Here is a 21,135-nt window from a genome sequence, read left to right as displayed (position 1 = left end):
TCGGCACCGGATCGCTCGTGCGCAAGCACACATGGCGAGACAGATGGCGGCCCCCGCGACGTGCCCCGCCTGGGCGGCCGATCGGATCGAATCGGGTCTACGCAACCGGCTCACCGGCGGCGGACCAGTCGCGGTAGCCGCCCTTGTAGTGCTCCTCCAGGCCGAGCCCCGTGCCCTGCATCGCGTTCAGGGCGTGGACCGAGCGGACGCCGGAGCCGCAGGAGAAGACCGGGCGGCGCCCGTCATGGGCGATCAGGTCGGCGACCGCCGCCGGGTCGAAGGTCGAGAGCGGGTGCGTCACTGAGCCGGGAATGTGGCCGCTCTCGTACTCGTGCGGCTCGCGCACGTCGATCACCAGCATCGAGCCGTCCGAGAGACCCTGCTTCACCGCTTCCCGGTCGAGGTCGACGACGCGCATCGGCTGATCTCCTTGCATGAGAGTTCGCCCGTCCCGATCACGCCTCGGCCGGAGGCGGCCGGCAGGCCTCGCGGGAACGGACCGCCGACCGGCTGACGCTTTCCCTTATTCGTCAGCCGGACCCGGCGCAACACGGGCGCCGGTTCAGAGATCGGCGAGCAGCGCGTCGACCCGCGCGAAGTGCGCGTCCCAGGTCGGGGCCTGATAGTCGGACAGACCCGCGGCGAGCTCGGTCCGCAGCGGCGCGTCCGGACGGCTCAGGGCCTCCACGGCCCGCATCCAGCCCACGCCGTCGAGCGGGTCGAGGAAGTGCGCGAAGCGGCCTCCGACCTCGCGGTGGACGGCGATGTCGGAGGCGACGACCGGCATGCCGGCGGCCGCCGCCTCCACGATCGGGATGCCGTAGCCTTCCGTGAAGGAGGGCATCAGCAGCGCGGTGCAGCTCCGCATCAGCGCGGCGAGCCCGTGCGTCGACAGGCCGGAGACCTCGACGACGCAGTCCTGGATCGCCGCGCAGCGCTCCAGCATGTCGACGATGTTCTCGGCCTCCCAGCCCCGCCGACCGACGAGCACGAGGCGGGGCGTCTCCGGCCCGAGGCGCCCGGCGAGCGCCCGCCAGAGCTGGAGCAGGAGCAGGTGGTTCTTGCGCGGCTCGATGGTGCCGCAGACGAGGAAGGTCGGGCGGTCCGGCGTGAAGCGCGGCCCCTCCCCCGCGAAGGCCGGCTCGACGCCGAGGTGCCCGACCGCGACGGGACGCGGGCCGAAGCCGGCGTACGCGAGGTGGCGCAGGGTGCGCGCCCCCGTATCGGCCGAATTCACCACGATGGCCGCGGCATGGCGCCCGATCGTCCGCATCCGGACCGCGTGCCGCGCGGCCTCGCCGGGCCGGCCGTACTCGGGATGGGTGATCGGGATCAGGTCGTGGACGAAGAAGACCGGCCGCACGTCGCGGCGGGTGTAGAGCCAGTCGAAGCGCTCGGGCCGGTCGAGGCGCAGGTGCGAGGTGTGCAGGTAAAGGCTGCCCGCCGGCAGGCCTGAGACCGGCGTCCCCCGGAGCGCCCCGAGCACGGTGGCCGCCTGGATGCGCCGACGCCGGAGGGCGTCGGAGGCCGCGGCCCTGCCGTCCGGGGCGGGCGTCGGCCGGCCGGCGAGGCGCGCCTCGAGCCGCCGGTAAACCGGGTCCCGGCCCGCGTCCACGTCCTCGGTCCAGCCCGCGGCCACGGCCTCGACGATCCGGGCGGCCTTGGAGCGATCGAGGATGCGGGGCCCCAGCGCGGTCGAGACCAGGCCGAAGCGCCTTCCCTCCCCGCTCAGAACGTGGCGGGCGTAGGCGAGATCGACCCGGTCGATGCCGGACGGGCTCGGATGGCGCAGGCGGGTGAGGAGGCGGGTGAGGTCGAAGGCGATCGGCCGTGTCGTCATGGTCCTCCGGTGCGGCCCGCTCGCGACCGCGCCGGGTGTTACCCGCCCGCGCCGTCCGGGACCACCCGCGGCGGCCCGGCGCCGCCGCTCAGCCGGCCGCAGCGGGAAACCCGCCGGCGCGGACGAAGTCGGTGATCGGGCGGCGCCCGTTCGGCGCCTCCTTGGCGCGCCGCGCCTCGTCGAGGTCGGCGAGCGCCACCGCCCGGCCGATGCCGTAGGCCGCCTCGATCCGATGGTGCTCGGGCACGTTCAGCACCGCGACCGCGCGCTCGCGATCGAACCCGCCCATGCCGTGGGCGTGCCAGCCCTGCCGGATGGCCTGGAGCTGGAGGGCGAGGGAGGCGGCGCCCGCGTCGAAGGCGTGGCTCGGCGACGGCTTCAGGTCGTCGCCGACCTTCATGCGCTCGCTCGAGACGATGAACACGATGGCGCCGGTGTCCTGCACCCACTTCTGGTTCCCGGGCAGGATCAGCCCGAAGAACGTCTCCCAGTGCGCGTCGTCCCGGAGCGCGTAGAGGAAGCGCCACGGCTGCGAATTGTAGGACGAGGGCGCCCAGCGCGCCGCCTCGAACATCCGCATCAGCTCCGATTCCGGAACCGCCTCCCCGGTGAAGGCGCGGGGCGAGTGGCGCTCGAGGAAGAGCGGATCGATCGCGTGGTCGGGCCGGCGCGGGGTCTCTGCGGTCACGGGCGTGGTCTTTCGATGGCGGTTCGATGGGAGATCGACGCTTTGCACGAGGTGTGGGGTCTTGCGCAAACGGGTCCGCTACCGGCGCCCGGCGAGGCCGCCCATGCGGGCGAGGCGACCCTGCTCGACGTGCCAGCGCGCCTCGCCGACGGCGTGGGCGAGGCGGCGGATGCGCCATCGCCGGTAGAGCCCGAGCAGGCGATTGCCCGAGACCCGTGCCTCGTGGTGGCGCAGGCGCGCCAGCAGACCCGGCAGGCAGGCTGCGGCCGCATCCCCCGTCGCGACCTCCATCTCTCGGAGTCTGTGCCTGAGGTCCGCCTTGTAATCCTCCATGGACGCACTCCGCGCGGGACCTGATCGACGTCGGGATCGTGCGCCGCCGGGCGCCAGCGATAAACGCGACACGGGCGCACGCTCGGAAGCACGAGATTTGCGCCGAGCGTTCGACGAAAACCGTGCCTCGGGATCGCACGCATCACGATCTTGGAGAACTAAGCAGGTTTCGGAAAAGTGACCCGCGGTTTTCCGACAAAAACCTGCGGCAAAACAAGGATCTAAGCGGACGAAGCGTTGGCCTGCCAACGCGAGTCTGCTTAGAGCGCTCTCCGCCGAAGTGGACGCCGGTTCAGCGTAAGAGAGCGCGTTAAAACAGAGACTGAGAGCCGTGCCCGGTCGTAACGCGATCGGGCACGGCTCTCTCATGCGAAGCGCGTCGCCGGCCCTGCTGATCGGCTTCGCTCTCGGCCTCGTCGATGCCGGGCACGAAGGCGTGCCGAGGCAGGCGTTCAGGATCGATCCTAGCGGTCGTTCTCAGTCGTCAGGCCGTCGAGGCGGGTGCCTTCGCTGCCTCCGGCCTGGGAATCGAGCCGCACGCCGTTCGCTTCGCTGCCGGTGAAGACCGCGCCAACCGCCATCAGCACGCTGCGCAGGGCGTCGATCTGACCGGGCGGCGGATCACCGTGGCCGGCCTCGAAGGCGCGGACGAAGTCCTCGCCGAACCCGACTTTGGCGGCGAGGTCGGCCTCCGACCAGCCGAGCAGCCCGCGCGCGCCGCGCGATTGCGCCGGGCTCATGGGCGCCCCGACCGCACCGCTCTGCCCGCCCTCGTCCGATCCCGCCAAGCCGATCTCTCTCAGGTGCCCTGCCGCCGCCAGAGCCGTGCCCGATCGCGTTGCAATCGAGCACGGCTCTAAGTCTTTGTTTCAACGCGCTCTCTTACGCCGAACCGGCGTCCACTTCGACGGAGAGCTCCCTAGACAACGGCGACGGGCGCCGAATCGTTTCCGACCCGCGGGCGGTTAGCGGTCCGGTCCATGGAGGCGCACGCGGCCGGTTTGACCACAATTGCGCTGAAATCTTATCGGATTGGCTCTTCCGCACCGCCAAGATGACGTGAGGCGGCGCCCCGAACGCGAGGATGGAGGGGGTACCATGAGACCGTTGCTGATCGCCGCCTTGACCTGCGCCGCCGGCGCGCTCGGCCTGAGCGCCACCGAGGCGCCGGCCCAGAGCCCGAGCATGAGCGGCTTCGGCAAGGGCGCGCGCCGCCCCGGCGGCGAGGAGAAGAAGGAGCAGTACATCCCCTCGGCGAAGGCCTCGGAGAAGATCTTCCCGCTCGACTCGACCTGGACCGCGGTCAGCATCAACGGCAAGCCCTTCGGCGGCAGCGACCGGCCGAGCTTCATCATCGACAAGCAGTACCGCGCCCGCGGCTACGGCGGCTGCAACACCTTCGCGGCCACGGCCTTTCCCCTGAAGGAGCAGCACCTCGCGGTCGGTCCCCTCGCGCTGACCAAGAAGGCCTGCGAGAAGGGCTTGGCCGCCACCGAGCAGGCCTACTTCGTGGCGCTGCGCACGGCCGCGCAGTGGGACATGGTCGGCTCGCAGCTCGTGCTGAAGAGCCCGAACGGCGAGCTGAAGTTCGACCGCGCGCTTTAAGCCGCCGTTGACCACACCGCGAGGCACGGCCGCCGGATTCATCCGGCCTTGAGGCGCGCAGGCGCCCACTCCGCTCGGGATCAGCGGCGGGGCGGCGGATGGCGGGCAGGATCGGGTTCGAGCGCGCAGCGACGCGCCGCGGCGGCACGCGGGAGGCCTCGCGCTACGTCGCGCCGCGCAGCGCGCACGCGGGCGCGTTGTGGCTCGCGACCGCGGCGCCGCTCCTGGCGATCCTCCTGCTCCTCGGCGCGCGCGCGGGCTGAGGCCTCGGGCGCGCCGCCGAGGCCCCGGCACCCCGGGCGGCGCGCGTGACCGCCCGCCCCGTCCTCCACGTTATTTCCGGGCTGCGCACCGGCGGCGCCGAGACGATGCTGGTGGCGCTCTGCCGGGCGCTCATCGCCCGCGGCGTGCCCCAGCACGTCGTCAGCCTGACGGCCGGGGGACCGAACGTCGCCGTCCTCGAAGGCCTCGGCGTCGCGGTCCACTCGTGCGCGCCGCGCGGGGTTGTCGGCGCGGCCGCCTGCGCCCTGGCGCTGACGCGCCTCGTCCGTCGACTCCGGCCCGCGGTGCTGCAGGGCTGGCTCTATCACGGCGACCTATGCGCGGCCGCGATCCACCGCCTCGCCGGTGCGCCGCGGGGCACGCTGCTGGCCTGGGGCCTGCGCAACTCCGACATCGACCACGCCCGCTACGGGCGGCTCCTGGCCGTCAGTGCCCGCCTGTCGCGCTGGCCCGGCCTCGTGATCTCGAACAGCCGCGCGGGCGCCGATTTCCACCTCGCCCAGGGCTACCGTCCCCGCCGCCTCGCGGTGATCGCCAACGGCATCGACACCGACCGCTTCCGGCCGGACCCGGCGGCGCGGGCGCGGATGCGGATGGCTCTGGGCCTGAGCGAGGACGCCGTCGTCGCGGTCCACGCGGCGCGGGTCGACCCGATGAAGGACCATGCCGGGCTGCTCGCGGCCGCCGCACGGGTGCCGACGATCGTCTTCCTGCTGTGCGGCGCCGGCACCGAGGCGCTGGCGCGCCCGGGCAACGCCCGCGCCCTGGGCCGCCGCGACGACATCGCGGAGATCTACGCCGCCGCCGACCTCGTCGTCTCGTCCTCGGCCTTCGGCGAGGGTTTCTCGAACGCGCTCGCCGAGGGCATGGCCGCCGGGCTGGTGCCGGTGGCGACCGACGTCGGCGATGCCGGCCTGATCCTCGATGACCTCGGCGCCCTGGTCCGGCCGGGCGCGCCGGACGCGCTCGCCGCCGCGCTCGCGGCCGTCGCCGGACTGTCCCCGGAGGCGCGCCGCGCCGCGGGGCACGCGGCCCGGGCGCGCATCGCTGCGGCGTTCGGCCCGGACACCATGGCCGACCGGTTCCTCGCCGCGTGGCGGGACGCCGGCGCCGAGGTCTGACGCGGCACGCCTTCGCGGTCCGAAGAACGATCTTTCCCGAAACGATGCACCCGCAGCGGCGATCTTCCATCATCGCCGGAACGGCCGCCGGGATGGAGAAAAGAAGTGTCCCAGCCGGCACTTGGGCCGATTGCTCCGGTCCCGCGCACCCTGTATCCCGGCTCCCCACACGACCGGCCGCGGCCCCCGCGCGGCACGCCGCGGCACGACCCCGCCAGCTAGACCAGGAGATTCGCACGATGCCGCACGCCACCGACACCCAAGCCCGCAAGGCCGGCCACGGCCGGGTCTACGGCTCGATCACCGAGACGATCGGCAACACGCCGCTGGTACGCCTCAACCGCCTGCCGCAGGCCCGCGGCATCGACGCGGAGATCCTGCTGAAGCTCGAGTTCTTCAACCCGATCGCCAGCGTGAAGGACCGCATCGGCGTCAACATGATCGACGCGCTGGAAGCCTCCGGCCGCTTGCAGCCCGGCGGCACGCTGATCGAGCCGACCTCGGGCAACACCGGCATCGCGCTGGCGTTCGTCGCCGCCGCCCGCGGCTACCGCCTGATCCTGGTGATGCCCGAGACGATGTCGCTGGAGCGGCGCAAGATGCTGGCCTTCCTCGGCGCCGAGCTCGCGCTCACCCCCGGCCCGCAGGGCATGAAGGGCGCCATCGCCAAGGCCGAGGAATTGCTCGCCGAGCTCCCCGGGGCGGTGATGCCGCAGCAATTCTCGAACCCGGCCAACCCCGAGATCCACCGGAAGACCACGGCGGAAGAGATCTGGAACGACACGGACGGCCACCTCGACGCGTTCGTGGCCGGCGTCGGCACCGGCGGCACCGTCAGCGGCGTCGGCGAGGTGCTGAAGCCCCGGCTGCCGAACCTCAAGGTCTTCGCGGTGGAGCCGGTCGATTCGCCCGTCATCTCCGGCGGCCAGCCCGGGCCCCACAAGATCCAGGGCATCGGGGCCGGGTTCATCCCGGACAACCTCGACCGCGCGGTCATCGACGGCGTGCTGACGGTCTCGAACCAGACCGCCTTCGAGACCGCCCGCGAACTCGCCCGGCTGGAGGGCATTCCGGGCGGCATCTCCACGGGCGGCAACGTCGCCGCCGCCCTCGAACTCGCGGGCCGGCCGGAGTTCAAGGGCAAGCGCATCGTCACGATCGCCTGCTCGTTTGCCGAGCGCTACATCTCGTCGGCGCTGTTCGAGGGCATCGGCTGAGCGCGCGGCGCCGGCCTTGAGCCCGGCGTCACAAAAAACGCCGGATTGGCCGGCATCCCCGCATCAACCGCCCGTTAACGACGATGCCTCAACGATCGTCGGCGGGCTGATTGCCGACGAACGGGGCTGCCGGATGACCTTCGACGACGCGCGCGACGACTTTACCCGCCTGCACCGCATCTTCACCTTCCATCTCGGCGTGGCGGTGGGCCTGTCGTGGCTCACGACGCTCTACGCCGCATGCTACGCCCCCTGGGTGCGCAACATCCGGGCCGTCATCGATCCCGTCGCCGGATCGGAGCGCATCGAGAGCACCGTCTCGTTCCTGTTCGTGATGCCGGCCCTGCTGACGCTGGCCTTCGTCTCGCTCGTCTTCGGCCGCGAGATGCTGCGCCGGTCCCAGACCCTGTCGAACGTCGCCGTCGAGTTCGCGCTCGCGGCGCTCGTCGCCTTCGGGGTGTTCTACCTCTCGATCGACCGGGCGGTCGCGGCCCTCTACGCCGGCCTCTGAGGGCCGCGCCGACTGGGCGTCCGGCCCGCACCGGGCGCGCCCGAGCCGCCCTTTCAAACGCCCCCGGCTGCGTGTAGACGCGAGGCTCGACAACACTTCCGCCGCATGCGCCCGACCGTGCCGCCCCGATCACGGGCTGCGCGGTCGGGCGCGCGCGGGCGTATACAAGGCCTCCGATGCCGAAGCGCACCGACATCTCCTCGATCCTGATCATCGGCGCGGGGCCGATCATCATCGGGCAGGCGTGCGAGTTCGACTATTCCGGCACCCAGGCCTGCAAGGCGCTCCGCGAGGAGGGCTATCGCATCGTCCTGGTGAACTCGAACCCCGCCACCATCATGACCGATCCGGACATGGCGGACGCGACCTACGTCGAGCCGATCACGCCGGAGATCGTCGCCAAGATCATCGAGCGGGAGCGTCCCGACGCCATTCTCCCGACCATGGGCGGCCAGACCGCGCTGAACTGCGCGCTCTCGCTCCAGCGCATGGGCGTGCTGGAGAAGTACGGCGTGCAGATGATCGGTGCGACCGCCGAGGCCATCGACAAGGCCGAGGATCGCCACCTGTTCCGCGACGCGATGACCCGGATCGGGCTGGAGACCCCGAAATCGGAGCTGGCCAACGCCTCGGCGATCAAGAAGGCCGACCGCGAGAAGCGCGGTGCCGAGATCGCGCGGATCGAGGCGGCCACGCCCGAGGGCGAGGCGCGCAGCGCCGCGCTCGCGGCCTTCGAGAAGAAATGGCACTCGGCCGAGGGCGACCGGCGCAAGCGCTACGTCGAGCACGCGCTGGGTCAGGCGCTGATCGCGCTCGCCGAGGTCGGCCTGCCCGCGATCATCCGGCCGTCCTTCACCATGGGCGGCACCGGCGGGGGCATCGCCTACAATCGCGAGGAGTTCCTCGACATCGTCGAGCGCGGCATCGACGCCTCGCCGACCAACGAGGTCCTGATCGAGGAATCGGTGCTCGGCTGGAAGGAGTACGAGATGGAGGTCGTCCGCGACCGCGCGGACAACTGCATCATCGTCTGCTCCATCGAGAACATCGACCCGATGGGCGTCCACACCGGCGACTCGATCACCGTCGCCCCGGCGCTGACGCTCACCGACAAGGAATATCAGGTGATGCGCGACGCCTCTCTCGCGGTGCTCCGCGAGATCGGCGTCGAGACCGGCGGCTCGAACGTGCAGTTCGCCATCGACCCGGCCACCGGCCGGATGATCGTGATCGAGATGAACCCGCGGGTGTCGCGCTCTTCCGCCCTGGCGTCGAAAGCCACCGGCTTCCCGATCGCTAAGGTCGCGGCCAAGCTCGCCGTCGGCTACACGCTGGACGAGATCGCCAACGACATCACCGGCGGCGCGACACCGGCCTCGTTCGAGCCGACGATCGACTACGTCGTCACCAAGATCCCGCGCTTCGCCTTCGAGAAGTTTCCCGGCGCCGAGCCGACGCTGACCACCGCGATGAAGTCGGTCGGCGAGGCCATGGCGATCGGCCGGTGCTTCGCCGAATCCCTCCAGAAGGCCCTGCGCTCGCTGGAGACGGGGCTGACCGGCCTCGACGAGATCGAGATCGAGGGCTTGGGGAAAGGCGACGACCACAACGCGATCAAGGCGGCGATCGGCACGCCGACGCCGGACCGGCTGCTCAACGTCGCGCAGGCGCTCCGTCTCGGGGTGAGCCACGCCGAGGTCCACGCCTCGTGCCGGATCGATCCGTGGTTCCTGGAGCAGTTGCAGGGCATCATCGACCTGGAGAACCGGGTGAAGGCCCACGGCCTGCCCGGGACGCCCGGCGCCTTCCGCCAGCTCAAAGCGGCGGGATTCTCCGACGCGCGGCTGGCCGTGCTCGCCGGCACCGAGGAGCAGGCCGTGCGCGACGCGCGCCGGGGCTTGGGCGTCCGGCCCGTCTTCAAGCGGATCGACACCTGCGCCGCCGAGTTCAAGGCGCCGACCGCCTACATGTACTCGACCTACGTCGCGCCCTTCGCAGGCACTGTCGCCGACGAAGCCCAGCCGACGGGAAGTCGCAAGATCATCATCCTCGGCGGCGGCCCGAACCGGATCGGCCAGGGCATCGAGTTCGACTATTGCTGCTGCCACGCCTGCTTCGCCCTGTCGGCGGCCGGCTACGAGACCATCATGGTCAACTGCAACCCGGAGACGGTCTCGACCGACTACGACACCTCCGACCGGCTCTACTTCGAGCCGCTGACGCAGGAGGACGTGCTCGAGATCATCGAGACCGAGCGGCAGGCAGGTCATCTCCACGGGGTCATCGTCCAGTTCGGCGGCCAGACGCCGCTGAAGCTCGCCCGCGCGCTGGAGGCCGCGGGCGTGCCGATCCTCGGGACCTCGCCGGACGCGATCGATCTGGCCGAGGACCGCGACCAGTTCAAGCGGCTCCTGGACAAGCTCGGGATGAAGCAGCCCCGGAACGGCATCGCCTACTCGGTCGAGCAGGGCCGGATGGTCGCGGCCGATCTCGGCCTGCCCTTCGTGGTGCGGCCCTCCTACGTGCTGGGCGGCCGCGCTATGGCGATCATCCGCGACGAGGTGCAGTTTGCCGACTACCTCCTCGACACCCTGCCGAGCCTGATCCCCTCCGAGGTCAAGGCGCGCTACCCCAACGACAAGACCGGTCAGATCAACACGGTGCTGGGCAAGAACCCGCTGCTGTTCGACCGCTACCTGTCGGACGCCGTCGAGATCGACGTGGACGCGGTCTGCGATGGCCGCGACGTCTTCATCGCCGGCATCATGGAGCACATCGAGGAGGCCGGCATCCATTCCGGCGATTCGGCCTGCTCGCTGCCCCCGCGCTCGCTCTCGCCGGAGGTCATTGCCGAACTGGAACGCCAGACGAAGGCGATGGCGCTCGCCCTCGGCGTGGGCGGCCTGATGAACGTGCAGTACGCGATTAAGGACGGCGCGATCTACGTGCTGGAGGTGAACCCGCGCGCGTCGCGCACCGTGCCGTTCGTGGCCAAGGTGATCGGCGAGCCGATCGCCAAGATCGCCGCCCGCGTGATGGCCGGCGAGCCGCTGGCGTCCTTCGGGCTGAAGCGGAAGGCGCTCGCCCACATCGCGGTCAAGGAGGCGGTGTTCCCGTTCGCGCGCTTCCCCGGCGTCGACGTGCTGCTCGGACCCGAGATGCGCTCCACCGGCGAGGTGATCGGGCTCGACGCCGGCTTCGGCGTGGCGTTTGCCAAGAGCCAGCTCGGCTCCGGCACGAAGGTGCCGCGCTCCGGCACCGTGTTCGTGTCGGTGCGCGACGGCGACAAGGCCCGCATCCTTCCCTCGATCCGGCTCCTGTCGGAACTCGGCTTCGCGATCCTGGCGACGGGGGGCACGCAGCGCTTCCTGGTGGAGAACGGGGTCGCCTGCGAGCGCGTCAACAAGGTGCTGGAGGGGCGGCCCCACGTGGTCGATTCGATCAAGAACGGCGATATCCAGCTCGTCCTCAACACCACCGAGGGGGCGGGCGCGCTGTCCGACTCACGCTCGCTGCGCCGGGCGGCCCTCTTGCATAAAGTGCCGTACTACACCACTCTGGCCGGCGCGATGGCGGCGACCGAGGGGATCAAGGCCTACCTCGAAGGCGACCTTCAGGTCCGCCCTTTGCAGGATTACTTCGCGGCCTGAGCCACGTGAGCGGCGAGCACGTTTCGTGCCGGCGGCGCGTAGGGCTTTGAAAGCCTATCAATCCGGCCCGGAGGGAGCGGCACCGCTCCCGGCCGGGCCTCTTCATTGGCGTGAGACGATGGCGATTGACAAGGTTCCGATCACGATCCGCGGCTTCGCAGCCATGGAGGAGGAGCTGAAGCACCGTCAGCAGGTGGAGCGCCAGCGCATCGTCGCCGCGATCGCCGAGGCGCGCGCCCACGGCGACCTGTCCGAGAACGCCGAGTACCACGCCGCCAAGGAGGCGCAGTCCCACAACGAGGGCCGCGTGCTCGAACTCGAAAGCATGATCTCGCGCGCCGAGATCATCGACGTGGCCAAGCTCTCGGGCGACAAGATCAAGTTCGGCGCGACCGTGAAGCTCGTCGACGACGATACCGAGGAGGAGAAGACCTACCAGATCGTCGGCGAGCCCGAGGCCGACGTGCATTCGGGCCGGGTCTCGATCACCTCGCCGATCGCCCGCGCGCTGATCGGCAAGGGCGTCGGCGACACCGTCGAGGTCACGACGCCGGGCGGCGGCAAGTCCTACGAGGTGGTCGGCGTCCGGTACGGGTCCTGAGGCGTGACCGCCGCACGCTGGGTCGCCGCCCTCCTCGGCGCCCTGGGCCTCGCCGCGCCCGCGGGGGCGCAGGACTTCCCGAAGCAGGATTTCCCGAGCCTGAGGGGTGAGCGCCTCGCCGACGTGCGCGTCGACGTGCGCCCGCTCGTCGCCCTCGGTGCGGGGGCCCAGGCCGAGGCGTTGCGGGCCGACCTCACCACCGCGCTGCGCAGCCGGTTCGGCGATCGGATCGGTGGCCGCGCCTTGAGCCTCGTGGTGCTGATCCGCGGCTTCTCCCTGCGTCCCTACGCAGGCGGCGAGAGCGGCGGCGGTCGCTCCGGTCTCAGTGGCGGCACGCAGAACGATTACCTCGACGGCGAGGCCCTTCTCGTGGCCCGCGACGGCGCGGTGCTCGGCCGGCACCCGCAGCTCACGGCGACGCCCGCGAGCCTCGGCGGGGCGTGGTACGACCCGGCCTCGGAGCGCCGCCGGGTCACGGCCATCGCCGACATCTATGCGGCTTGGCTGCGCCGCAACCTGCCCGTCGACTGACGTGAGCGGGCCCCTGGAGATGCCGTCCGTTGCGGCCCGCCCGCCCCTGTCCGACGCCCGGGCCTGGATCGTCACCGACGGCAAGGCCGGCGACGAGAACCAGTGCGTCGGGATCGCCGAGACCCTGGGCCTGCCCTTCGAGGTCCGGCGCGTGCCGGCCCGGGGGCCGTTCGGCTGGACCGCGCCGTGGGGACCGATCGACCCCCGCGAGGGCCCCTACACCAGCCGCGGCGCGCTCGCCGGCCCCTACCCCGACCTCCTGATCGCCTCCGGCCGCCGCTCGGTGCCCTACCTGCGCGCGATGCGCCGTGCCGCGCCGCGCACCTTCACTGCCTTCCTCAAGGACCCGCGGACCGGCCACGACAGCGCCGACTTCATCTGGGTGCCGGACTACGACGACCTGCGCGGCCCCGGCGTCTTCACGACGCTGACGGCGCCCCACCTCGTCACCGCCGGGCGGCTGGCGGCCGCCCGCGCCCGGCCCGATCCGCGCCTCGCGGCGCTGGCGGGCCCGCGGGTGGCGGTGCTGATCGGCGGCGACAGCCGGCACCTGAGCTACCGCAAGCTCGACATGGTTCGCTTGGTGGACGACCTGCACAAGCTCGCCCGCACCGGCTGCCGGCTGATGGTGACCGTCTCGCGGCGTACCCCCGATCCGCTCCGCGACGCGGTCAAGGCGCTGGTGGCCGAGACCGGCGGCTTCCTCTGGGACGGCGTCGGCGACAACCCCTACGTCGCGATGTTGGCCCAAGCCGACGCCGTCGTCGTCACCTCCGATTCCGCCAACATGGTCAGCGAGGCGGTGAGCACCGGGGCGCCGGTCCTGCTGTTCGACCTGCCGCGTACCTATATCCGGCATCGGCGGATGTTCGCCGGGCTGGCGATGGCGGGAGCGCTGCGGCCCTTCACCGGGCGTTTGGAAGTGCTGGCCTATCCCCCGATCGACGCGACCCCGGTGATCGCCCAGGCGCTCGCCCGGGCCTACGCGGCCTTCCGGTCGATGCGCGCGGGCGAACCCGCGAAGGAGTGAGGACGCGATGGCCCACACCCATGCCAAGCTGCTGATCGTCGGCTCGGGCCCGGCCGGCTACACGGCCGCGGTCTACGCCGCGCGCGCCATGGTGAAGCCGCTGCTGATCTCCGGCTTCCAGCCCGGCGGCCAGTTGATGATCACCACTGATGTCGAGAACTATCCGGGCTTCGCCGAGAGCATCCAGGGGCCCTGGCTGATGGAACAGATGCGGCTCCAGGCCGAGCACGTCGGCACGACGATCCTGTCCGAGTACATCACGAAGGTCGACCTCAAGGCGCGCCCCTTCCGGCTGGAGGCCGACTCGGGCGAGACCTATTCCTGCGACGCGCTGATCATCGCCACCGGCGCCCAGGCGAAGTGGCTCGGCATTCCGTCCGAGGCGAAGTTCCAGGGCGGCGGCGTCTCGGCCTGCGCCACCTGCGACGGGTTCTTCTTCCGCGGCAAGCCGGTGGCCGTCGTCGGCGGCGGCAACACCGCGGTGGAGGAGGCCCTCTACCTCGCCAACTTGGCTGCGAAGGTCACGGTGATCCATCGCCGCGATGCGTTCCGCGCCGAGCGGATCCTCCAGGAGCGCCTGTTCAAGCACCCGAACGTCGAGGTGCTGTGGAACCAGGAGATCGAGGAGATCTGCGGCGTGACGAAGCCGGCGCCCGGCGTCACGCACCTGCGCCTCAGGGACACCCGGACGGGTGCTTCGAGCGAGGTGCCGGTCGACGGGGTCTTCGTCGCGATCGGGCACAAGCCGGCCACCGAAATCTTCGCGGGCCAGCTCGCGATGCGCCACGGCGGCTATCTCAGCGTCCGGCCCGGCACCGCGGAGACCGAGATCCCCGGCGTGTTCGCGGCGGGCGACGTCACCGACGACGTCTACCGGCAGGCGATCACCGCGGCCGGCATGGGCTGCATGGCGGCGCTGGAGGCGGAGAAGTACCTCGCCAACCTGGAGATCGGCGAGAGCCCGGCCCGTGCCGCCGCCGAATAAATCCGGCCGCGCTCGCGGGCGGGGCCGGCGGACCGGAACGATGCGGACGAGGAAGCGCGGCCCGTACCGCCGATCTGTCAACACTTTCTTCGCCGGGCGCCTTGCGTCTCACCATGCCTGCACCGCATGAGTGGCGCGCGATGAGCGCAGGACCGACGCAGGCTCGTCGCCTTCGACATCGCGCGACGTGCACCGCGATCGAACGACGGATCGTGAGCACCGGCCAGCGCCGTCTTGCCGGGTGGCATGAAGGATGGCGCGAGCGTGTGCGTGAGGGAGTCTCGCCGTGGATTGGGACAAGATCCGGATCTTCCTCAACGTGGCGGAGGCCGGCAGCTTCACCCGGGCCGGCGACGACATCGGGCTCAGCCAATCGGCGGTGAGCCGCCAGATCAGTGCCCTGGAGCGCGAACTCAAGGCGCCGCTGTTCCACCGCCACGCCCGCGGCCTGATCCTCACCGAGCAAGGCGACCTGCTGTTCCGGGCCGCGCGCGACATGAAGCTGCGCCTGGAGAACACCAAGGCCCGCCTCGTCGAGACCAGCGAGCGCCCGTCCGGCGACCTCAAGGTGACGACCACGGTGGGCCTGGGCACCGCGTGGCTCGCCCAGCGCGTCGCCGAGTTCCTCGACCTCTACCCGGACGTGCGCATCGAGCTGGTCCTGACCAACGAGGAACTCGACCTCGCCATGCGCGAGGCCGACGTCGCGATCCGCATGCGCCGCCCGGCTCAGCCCGACCTGATCCAGCGCCGGCTCTTCACCGTCCACTACCACGCCTTCGCCAGCCAGGATTACATCAAGCGCTTCGGCGAGCCGAAGAGCGTGAACGACCTCGACGACCACCGCCTCGTCTCCTTCGGCGGCAACGAGCCATCCTACCTGCTGGCCGCCCACTGGCTCGCCGATGTCGGACGCGAGGGCCGCGAGCGCCGGCCAGTCCACTTCACCGTCAACAACATCGGCGCCCTCCAGCGCGCGATGGAGACCGGCGTCGGCATCGGCATCCTGCCGGACTATGCCGTCGACGGCGACGCCCACCTTGTCCAGGTGCTGCGTGAGAGTGACATGCCGACGCTGGAGAGCTACCTCGTCTACGCCGAGGAAATGCGCTCGGTCGCCCGCGTCCAGGCCTTTCGCGACTTCCTCGTGTCGAAGGCGCAACGCTGGACGTACTGACATCAGTTCCAGGCACACACCTCAAGGATGGGGGCGTCGGGTCGGACCGACCGAATTTAGCAGGGGCAGGTCATGGTGCGAACAGCGGTGGTTCTCGGGGCCGTCATCCTCATGCACATCGCCCCGGCCTCGGCCCAGGACTGTGCCGAGGCGTGGTACCAGCGCAACGCGATCTACAAGCAGGGCGGCTACTGCTTCCGGACGCCCCGCGCGATCAGCGCCTTCGGCAACGCCGGCTGCACCTACGACGCGGTCGAGGACGTGCCGTTGTCGGCACGCCAGCGTGCGGCGGTGGCGGAGATCCAGGCCTTCGAGCGGGCAAACGGCTGCCCACGTTGAGGCGGCCTCGGACCTCGGAAGCCGCGCGACGCGACGTGGCACCTAGGGTTGTTTGATCCCGTGGCGTGGTGGCCCGGTTGACGGCCATGCCGGGAGGGATGCGCTCCGGGTCAGGGTCTTCACCGGCAGCGGCTGCAACCGACGGCAGTCCGTCGCGCGCTCCCGGCGACGGGAAGCGCCGGCCCGGCGCTGCGGCGCCGGCCCGACGACGGTGCGGAAGCGGCGCAGGGGCGAGACCGCGGCAGAGGCCCGGATGGGACCGGAAGAGCCCCGCTCGACGGTCTTGAGCCGCCAGGACGAGGCATGCCTCGTGGCCTTGCGCAGGCCCACGCTGCTGCCGCTCGATGATGGCCTCTACGGCCTGCAGCCAGCCCTCCCGCACCTGACCCGACCGTCCCTGCACCGCGGCCTGGAACGGCATCAGCCGGTTGCCGGACGTCGACGGCGGCACACCCAAGGTGACACATGCACCAAACTCGGCAGGACTGAGTTCCTGCCACCATAAGGGCAGACCCTCAATCCAAACGCGTTATTTTGCTATCTTCGGCAACGTCTTCTTGATCATGCCAAAATCACGGAGGGCTTGCTGAACGCCTTCAGGGATCTGGCTGGCGATCTCGCAAGACCCCACCGCCGTGTCCATGACGATGCCGTCGTCCTCACGTCGGTCGGCCTGATCGGGCCCTTGCACACATGATTCGTCTCCCGGCGGGTGTCGTCCAGGCGCAGGCGTAGTTTCTTCTAAAGCGCCCTACACCCGCGCCAGCAGCCGCTCCGCCAGGGGGTTTTCGGCCGCGAAGGCGTAGTCGATGCGGCGCACGGTGACGGCCTGCGCGCCGGCCCGGACCAGGACGTCGGCGAGGTCGAACACGGCATCGACGGGACAGCGCAGCACGATCTCGCCGTCGATCCCGCGCGGGGCGCCGTAGGGCAGCTCGGCCTCGTGCAGGCCGGCGATCGTCGCGAGATCGATGGTGCCGGAGGCCGGCATCGCCGCGCGGACCTCGCGGGTGGTGCGCGCCCGCTCCTCGGCGGCGATCCGGCCGAGCACGGCGCGGAAGGCCGCGCGCTGGGCCTCCCTCCAGGGGGCCGTGAGGGAGGCCACGAGGTTGGCCTCCGAGCGCAGGATGACGCCGTCGTCGAGGATCTTCAGGGCGTTGGCGGCGAGCGTTGCTCCGGTGGTGGTGATGTCGACCACGATCTCGGCCGAGCCCGCCGCCGGCGCCCCCTCGGTGGCGCCCAGGCTCTCGACGATGCGGTAGTCGGCCACGCCCTTCTCGGCGAAGAAGCGCCGGGTGAGGTTGACGTACTTGGTGGCGATTCGCAGCCGCCGCCCGCGGCGGGCGCGCATCTCGGCGGCGACCTCGTCGAGGTCGCTCATCGCACGGACGTCGATCCAGGCCTGCGGCACGGCCACCACCACCGTGGCGTGGCCGAAGCCGAGCGGCGTCAGCAGCTCGACCTGGCCGCGGGCGTCGGGCAGGGTCTCGCGGATCAAATCTTCGCCGGTGACGCCGAGATGGGCCGCGCCCGAGGCCAACTGGCTCGCGATCTCGGAGGCCGAGAGGTAGCGCACCTCGACGTGGTCCACCCCCACGAGCCGCCCGCGGTAGTCGCGCGCGCCCGACCCTTGCGCGAGCGTCAACCCGGCGCGGGCGAAGAAGGCGTTCGCGTTCTCCTGCAGCCGCCCCTTGGAGGGCACGGCGAGGACGAGGGGCGTGTCCGCCACGGGTTCGCTCATCGGGCGGCCCCCGTCACGCGGTCGACCCAGAAGGTGCAGCCGACCGCCGGCAGCGGCACGGGGCTGCCGAGATGGGTCAGCAGCCCGTCGTAGCGCCCGCCGCCGACCAGCACCGGGCCGGGCGTGCCCCCCCCTCGCATCACCTCGAAGATGAAGCCGGTATAGTAGTCGAGGTTGCGCGCGAAGCCTCCCGCGAACCGGAAGCGCTCCAGCGGCAGCCCGCGGGCGGCGATGAAGCCGTTGCGCTCCTCGAACAGGTCGAGCGCCGCCGCGAGCGCGTCGTGGCGCACGTTCGCGTCGGCCACGAGCCCGCGCAGGTCGCGGGCGGCCGCGTCCGGATCGCCGCCGACCGCCCGGTAGCGGTCGACGATCACGCGGTTCTCGGCGTTGAGACCGGCGCCGCCGTTGGCCTGGGCCGCGGCCTTGGCCAGGAACCGCTCGGCGATCTCGCCGGCGCTGCGCCCGCCCACCGCCGAGATGCCGGCGATCGCCAGCACGTCCTCGACGAAGGCGCGCACGCCGCGCGGGTCCTGGCCCTGGATCGCTGCGAGCAGGCCCGCGTGCGGGTCCTCGGGTTGGCGCGCGTTGGTGATGCCGTCCAGCGAGCGGCCGGCGGCGAGCGCCCGCAGCGTCCGGCGCTTGGCGGCCGGCGGCACGCCGAGCCCGTCGAGCAGCGCCACCGTCAGGCCCATGTCGCCGATCCGAACGGCCGGGGCGTCGTGCCCGAACAGGGCCAGCCCTTCGAGCGCCAAGCCCAGCACCTCGGCGTCGGCGGCCGGCGTGTCGGTGCGGCCGATCGATTCGATGCCGGCCTGCACGAACTCGTCCGGCTCATCGGCCGCCAGCCGGAACACCGGGCCGCAGTAGCTGTAATCGGCCGCGTGCCCGTCGGCGCGCGCCCGGTGCAGGCGGCAGACGGGGATCGTGAATTCCGGCCGCAGGCACAGCTCCGCGCCGCCGGCATCCTGCGTGACGAAGATGCGCCGGCGGATGTCCTCGCCGGAGAGTTCCAGGAACGGCTCCACCGGCTGGAGCACCGGCGGCGCGACCGCGACGTAGCCGCCCTGCGCCAAGTGCGCGAGGAGCCGCCCCTGCGCCGCCGCGTCCGTTCCCCCCTCACCTGCCTCCGGTCGCGTCATGACATCCTTCCTCGGCCCGGTCTGTATCAAGCGGAGCGGGCCTTGGCGACGGCGCGCGACGGGCATGATTGCGCAGGCGGGGCGAGCAACCGCAGGGGCTTGTATCAAGTCTCATGGGGCATGACCCATGTGAGGTCCGGCGGACGACCGCCGCCCCCCCCCCGTTGCAGGGGCCGCATCCCGATGCGTCGAACGCATCGGGATGCAGGGCGTGGTGCCCGCTTTTCCTGCAGGCTTGCGGCTTCATCCGCCTCGCGGCGGCGGTGCCGGAAGGATCGCGCGAGCCGCGACCTGGCTCCCTCTCCCAGGGAGAGGGCTGGGGTGAGGGGCGTGACCTCTCCGGTGCGTTCTCATCCCTCACCCTGTCCCTCTCCCGAACGGGAGAGGGGACCTGCGCCTTCTCCGATGTCGATGCGCGATGGCACTGCGCGTCCACGTCTTCGAGTGCGGACGCGCGGAGCTACGCGGTCTCCGGCTGCGGGAAATGCAGCGCCAGCACCTCGCGCACCCGCACCACCATCTCGCCTTCCGGACACGAGACTTGCGCCGGCCGCGCTGCCTTCCACTCCGCGTTGCTGGCGATGCCCTGGGCGGCCTCCGCGCCGGCGATCAGGTCCTTGATCTGGACCTCGCCGGCCGCGCGCTCGTTCGAGCCCTGGATGATCGCCACCGGCGCCCGGCGGCGGTCGGCGTACTTCATCTGCGCCTTCATCCCGGCGCCGCCGAGGTAGAGTTCGGCCCGGATGTTTTCCGCGCGCAAGGTCGCGACGAGTTTCTGGTAGTCGGCGATGTTCTCGCGGTCGAGGACGAGCACGACGACGGGGCCGGGCGTCGGCGCGGCCGCGACCAGCGGGCTCTGCGTCAGTTGCAGCGCCGAGAACAGCCGCGAGACGCCGATGGAAAAACCGGTCGCGGGCACCGGCTCGGCGCGGAACCGCCCGACGAGCCCGTCGTAGCGCCCGCCGCCGGCCACCGACCCGAAGCGCACGGTCTGGCCGTCCTCGTTGGTCACGGGGAAGGTCAGCTCGGCCTCGTAGACCGGGCCGGTGTAGTATTCGAGGCCGCGGACGACGGACGGGTCGATGCGGATGCGCTTGGTGCCATAGCCGGCGGCCCTCACCAGTTCCGCGATCTGACGAAGTTCTTCGAGGCCCGCGCTGCCGGTGGCGCTGTCGCGCAGGATCGGCTCCCACTCGTTGAGGACGAGGTCGTTCAGCACGACCATCCGACCGTCTTCGACGATCTCGTCATCCCCGATCGCCGTGGCGGCCAACCGATCGTCGATGCGCGTCATGTGACGGGTCGATGGCCCGACGACATGCATCAGTTCCACGATCTGCGCATCGTCGAGCCCGGCGCCCTTGGTGACGTCGCCACTCTCGTCCTTGCGGCCGGCGCCGAGCAACTGGCGCACGCCTTCGAGCCCCAACCGGTCGAGCTTGTCGATCGCCCGCAGCACGGTCAGCCGCTGCCCGGCCTTCTCAGGCCCGGCGAGTCCGATCGCCTCCATGACCCCGTCCAGCACCTTCCGGTTGTTGACCTTGATCACGTACTGACCGGCGAGCCCGAGCCGATCCAGCGTGTCGGCCATCAGCATGCAGGCCTCGGCGTCCGCCGCCACCGAGCCCGCCCCGACGATGTCGGCATCGAACTGCATGAACTGGCGGAAGCGGCCCGGCCCCGGCTTCTCGTTCCTGAAGACGTACCCGCTGCGAAAACTGCGGTAGGGCTTTGGGATCGCGTCGAAGTTCTCGGCGACGTGGCGCGCCAGCGGCGCAGTGAGGTCGTAGCGCAAGCTGAGCCACGCCGCGTCGTCGTCCTGGAACGAGAACACGCCTTCGTTCGGCCGGTCGAGGTCGGGCAGGAACTTGCCCAGCGCCTCGGTGTACTCGACGAACGGGGTCTCCAACGCCTCGAAGCCGTAGAGCTCGAACGTGCGCCGGATCGTGTCGAGCATCCGTCCTTGCGCCGCGATCTCGTCGGCGCGGCGGTCGACGAAGCCGCGCGGCAGGCGCGCCTTCAGGTCGGCCTTCGTCGGTTCGGCCTTGGACATGGGGTTTCGTTTCGTCGCGCGGGATCGGGGTGGCCGGGCTCTATCGCAGGGGCGGGGGCAGCGGCAAGCACGGGGTCTCTCGCGGCTCCTGAGACCTGCGGTTTCTCAGATCGTCTCCGCGACAGTACCCGACGGATCGCGCGGGGCGCTGCGCGGCCCCTTCTCCCAGGGGGAGAGGGCTGGGGTGAGGGGCGTGACCTCTCCGGTGCGTTCTCATCCCTCACCCTGTCCCTCTCCCGAACGGGAGAGGGGACCTGCGCTTCGGTCAGGCAAAACCTGTCGCCCCGTCGAA

20 protein-coding genes and 1 pseudogene are annotated in these 21,135 nt (G+C 71.2%); 13 read left to right on the top strand and 8 right to left on the bottom strand.

The features are described 5' to 3' along the window. Nucleotides 1–97: 97 nt before the first annotated feature. The 5 genes from ACFE8Y_RS04945 to ACFE8Y_RS04925 form a co-directional block, all read right to left on the bottom strand. Nucleotides 98–418, bottom strand: a complete 321-nt coding sequence (locus ACFE8Y_RS04945) for a rhodanese-like domain-containing protein (RefSeq protein WP_375463275.1) — start codon at nucleotides 416–418, stop codon at nucleotides 98–100. A 144-nt stretch (nucleotides 419–562) separates the two neighbouring features. Next, the gene (locus tag ACFE8Y_RS04940) at nucleotides 563–1,840 is read right to left on the bottom strand and encodes a glycosyltransferase family 4 protein (protein WP_375463274.1); all 1,278 of its coding nucleotides are present in this window, start codon (nucleotides 1,838–1,840) and stop codon (nucleotides 563–565) included. Nucleotides 1,841–1,928: 88 nt separating this feature from the next. Next, the gene (locus ACFE8Y_RS04935; protein WP_375463273.1) at nucleotides 1,929–2,528 is read right to left on the bottom strand and encodes a nitroreductase family protein; all 600 of its coding nucleotides are present in this window, start codon (nucleotides 2,526–2,528) and stop codon (nucleotides 1,929–1,931) included. Nucleotides 2,529–2,606: 78 nt separating this feature from the next. Then, entirely contained in the window at nucleotides 2,607–2,861 is a 255-nt protein-coding gene (locus ACFE8Y_RS04930) for a hypothetical protein (protein ID WP_375463272.1), read from the bottom strand. A 464-nt stretch (nucleotides 2,862–3,325) separates the two neighbouring features. Next, complete coding sequence (locus ACFE8Y_RS04925; RefSeq protein ID WP_375463271.1) at nucleotides 3,326–3,649, bottom strand: multiprotein-bridging factor 1 family protein; 324 nt, start codon at nucleotides 3,647–3,649, stop codon at nucleotides 3,326–3,328. A 310-nt stretch (nucleotides 3,650–3,959) separates the two neighbouring features. On the opposite strand from ACFE8Y_RS04925, the gene ACFE8Y_RS04920 reads away from it, so the two are divergent. The 13 genes and pseudogenes from ACFE8Y_RS04920 to ACFE8Y_RS04860 all read left to right on the top strand — a co-directional run. Continuing rightward, a complete protein-coding gene (locus ACFE8Y_RS04920; RefSeq protein ID WP_375463270.1) occupies nucleotides 3,960–4,466 on the top strand; it encodes an META domain-containing protein in 507 nt (168 codons plus the stop codon). A 98-nt stretch (nucleotides 4,467–4,564) separates the two neighbouring features. Beyond that, nucleotides 4,565–4,729, top strand: a complete 165-nt coding sequence (locus ACFE8Y_RS04915) for a hypothetical protein (protein ID WP_375463269.1) — start codon at nucleotides 4,565–4,567, stop codon at nucleotides 4,727–4,729. A gap of 45 nt (nucleotides 4,730–4,774) precedes the next feature. Further along, nucleotides 4,775–5,869 carry a glycosyltransferase gene (locus tag ACFE8Y_RS04910; protein ID WP_375463268.1) on the top strand — a complete coding sequence of 365 codons (1,095 nt, stop codon included), beginning with the start codon at nucleotides 4,775–4,777 and terminating at the stop codon, nucleotides 5,867–5,869. Between the two features lie 239 nt (nucleotides 5,870–6,108). Further along, a complete protein-coding gene (gene cysK / locus ACFE8Y_RS04905; protein WP_375463267.1) occupies nucleotides 6,109–7,086 on the top strand; it encodes a cysteine synthase A in 978 nt (325 codons plus the stop codon). 133 nt (nucleotides 7,087–7,219) lie between these two features. Beyond that, the gene (locus tag ACFE8Y_RS04900; RefSeq protein ID WP_375463266.1) at nucleotides 7,220–7,597 is read left to right on the top strand and encodes a hypothetical protein; all 378 of its coding nucleotides are present in this window, start codon (nucleotides 7,220–7,222) and stop codon (nucleotides 7,595–7,597) included. A 176-nt stretch (nucleotides 7,598–7,773) separates the two neighbouring features. Further along, nucleotides 7,774–11,247, top strand: a complete 3,474-nt coding sequence (gene carB, locus ACFE8Y_RS04895; protein WP_375463265.1) for a carbamoyl-phosphate synthase large subunit — start codon at nucleotides 7,774–7,776, stop codon at nucleotides 11,245–11,247. A gap of 124 nt (nucleotides 11,248–11,371) precedes the next feature. Continuing rightward, the gene (gene greA / locus ACFE8Y_RS04890; RefSeq protein WP_375463287.1) at nucleotides 11,372–11,848 is read left to right on the top strand and encodes a transcription elongation factor GreA; all 477 of its coding nucleotides are present in this window, start codon (nucleotides 11,372–11,374) and stop codon (nucleotides 11,846–11,848) included. Between the two features lie 3 nt (nucleotides 11,849–11,851). Next, nucleotides 11,852–12,379 (top strand): hypothetical protein, encoded by a 528-nt coding sequence (locus ACFE8Y_RS04885; RefSeq protein ID WP_375463264.1) that lies wholly within the window; start codon nucleotides 11,852–11,854, stop codon nucleotides 12,377–12,379. Between the two features lie 19 nt (nucleotides 12,380–12,398). After that, on the top strand, nucleotides 12,399–13,409 hold the full coding sequence (locus ACFE8Y_RS04880; RefSeq protein ID WP_375463286.1) for a mitochondrial fission ELM1 family protein: 1,011 nt from the start codon (nucleotides 12,399–12,401) through the stop codon (nucleotides 13,407–13,409). Nucleotides 13,410–13,416: 7 nt separating this feature from the next. Next, on the top strand, nucleotides 13,417–14,394 hold the full coding sequence (gene trxB / locus ACFE8Y_RS04875; RefSeq protein WP_375463263.1) for a thioredoxin-disulfide reductase: 978 nt from the start codon (nucleotides 13,417–13,419) through the stop codon (nucleotides 14,392–14,394). Between the two features lie 286 nt (nucleotides 14,395–14,680). Next, complete coding sequence (locus tag ACFE8Y_RS04870; protein ID WP_375463262.1) at nucleotides 14,681–15,571, top strand: LysR family transcriptional regulator; 891 nt, start codon at nucleotides 14,681–14,683, stop codon at nucleotides 15,569–15,571. A gap of 72 nt (nucleotides 15,572–15,643) precedes the next feature. Further along, nucleotides 15,644–15,910 (top strand): YARHG domain-containing protein, encoded by a 267-nt coding sequence (locus ACFE8Y_RS04865; RefSeq protein WP_375463261.1) that lies wholly within the window; start codon nucleotides 15,644–15,646, stop codon nucleotides 15,908–15,910. Between the two features lie 132 nt (nucleotides 15,911–16,042). Further along, a pseudogene (locus tag ACFE8Y_RS04860) lies at nucleotides 16,043–16,368 on the top strand (hypothetical protein); the annotation flags it as partial. A gap of 293 nt (nucleotides 16,369–16,661) precedes the next feature. On the opposite strand, the gene hisG reads toward ACFE8Y_RS04860, so the two are convergent. The 3 genes from hisG to hisS all read right to left on the bottom strand — a co-directional run bounded on the left by hisG (nucleotide 16,662) and on the right by hisS (nucleotide 20,843). Continuing rightward, nucleotides 16,662–17,639 carry an ATP phosphoribosyltransferase gene (hisG, locus tag ACFE8Y_RS04855; protein ID WP_375463260.1) on the bottom strand — a complete coding sequence of 326 codons (978 nt, stop codon included), beginning with the start codon at nucleotides 17,637–17,639 and terminating at the stop codon, nucleotides 16,662–16,664. 8 nt (nucleotides 17,640–17,647) lie between these two features. Next, a complete protein-coding gene (locus ACFE8Y_RS04850) occupies nucleotides 17,648–18,790 on the bottom strand; it encodes an ATP phosphoribosyltransferase regulatory subunit (protein ID WP_375463259.1) in 1,143 nt (380 codons plus the stop codon). A gap of 460 nt (nucleotides 18,791–19,250) precedes the next feature. Then, nucleotides 19,251–20,843, bottom strand: a complete 1,593-nt coding sequence (gene hisS, locus ACFE8Y_RS04845) for a histidine--tRNA ligase (RefSeq protein ID WP_375463258.1) — start codon at nucleotides 20,841–20,843, stop codon at nucleotides 19,251–19,253. Nucleotides 20,844–21,135 lie beyond the last annotated feature (292 nt).

Origin of the sequence: uncultured Methylobacterium sp., assembly GCF_964242245.1 — a bacterium.
GTDB lineage: Bacteria > Pseudomonadota > Alphaproteobacteria > Rhizobiales > Beijerinckiaceae > Methylobacterium.
The sequence above is the reverse complement of the archived record's forward strand: the minus strand, read 5'-3'. Positions and strand labels throughout refer to the sequence as shown.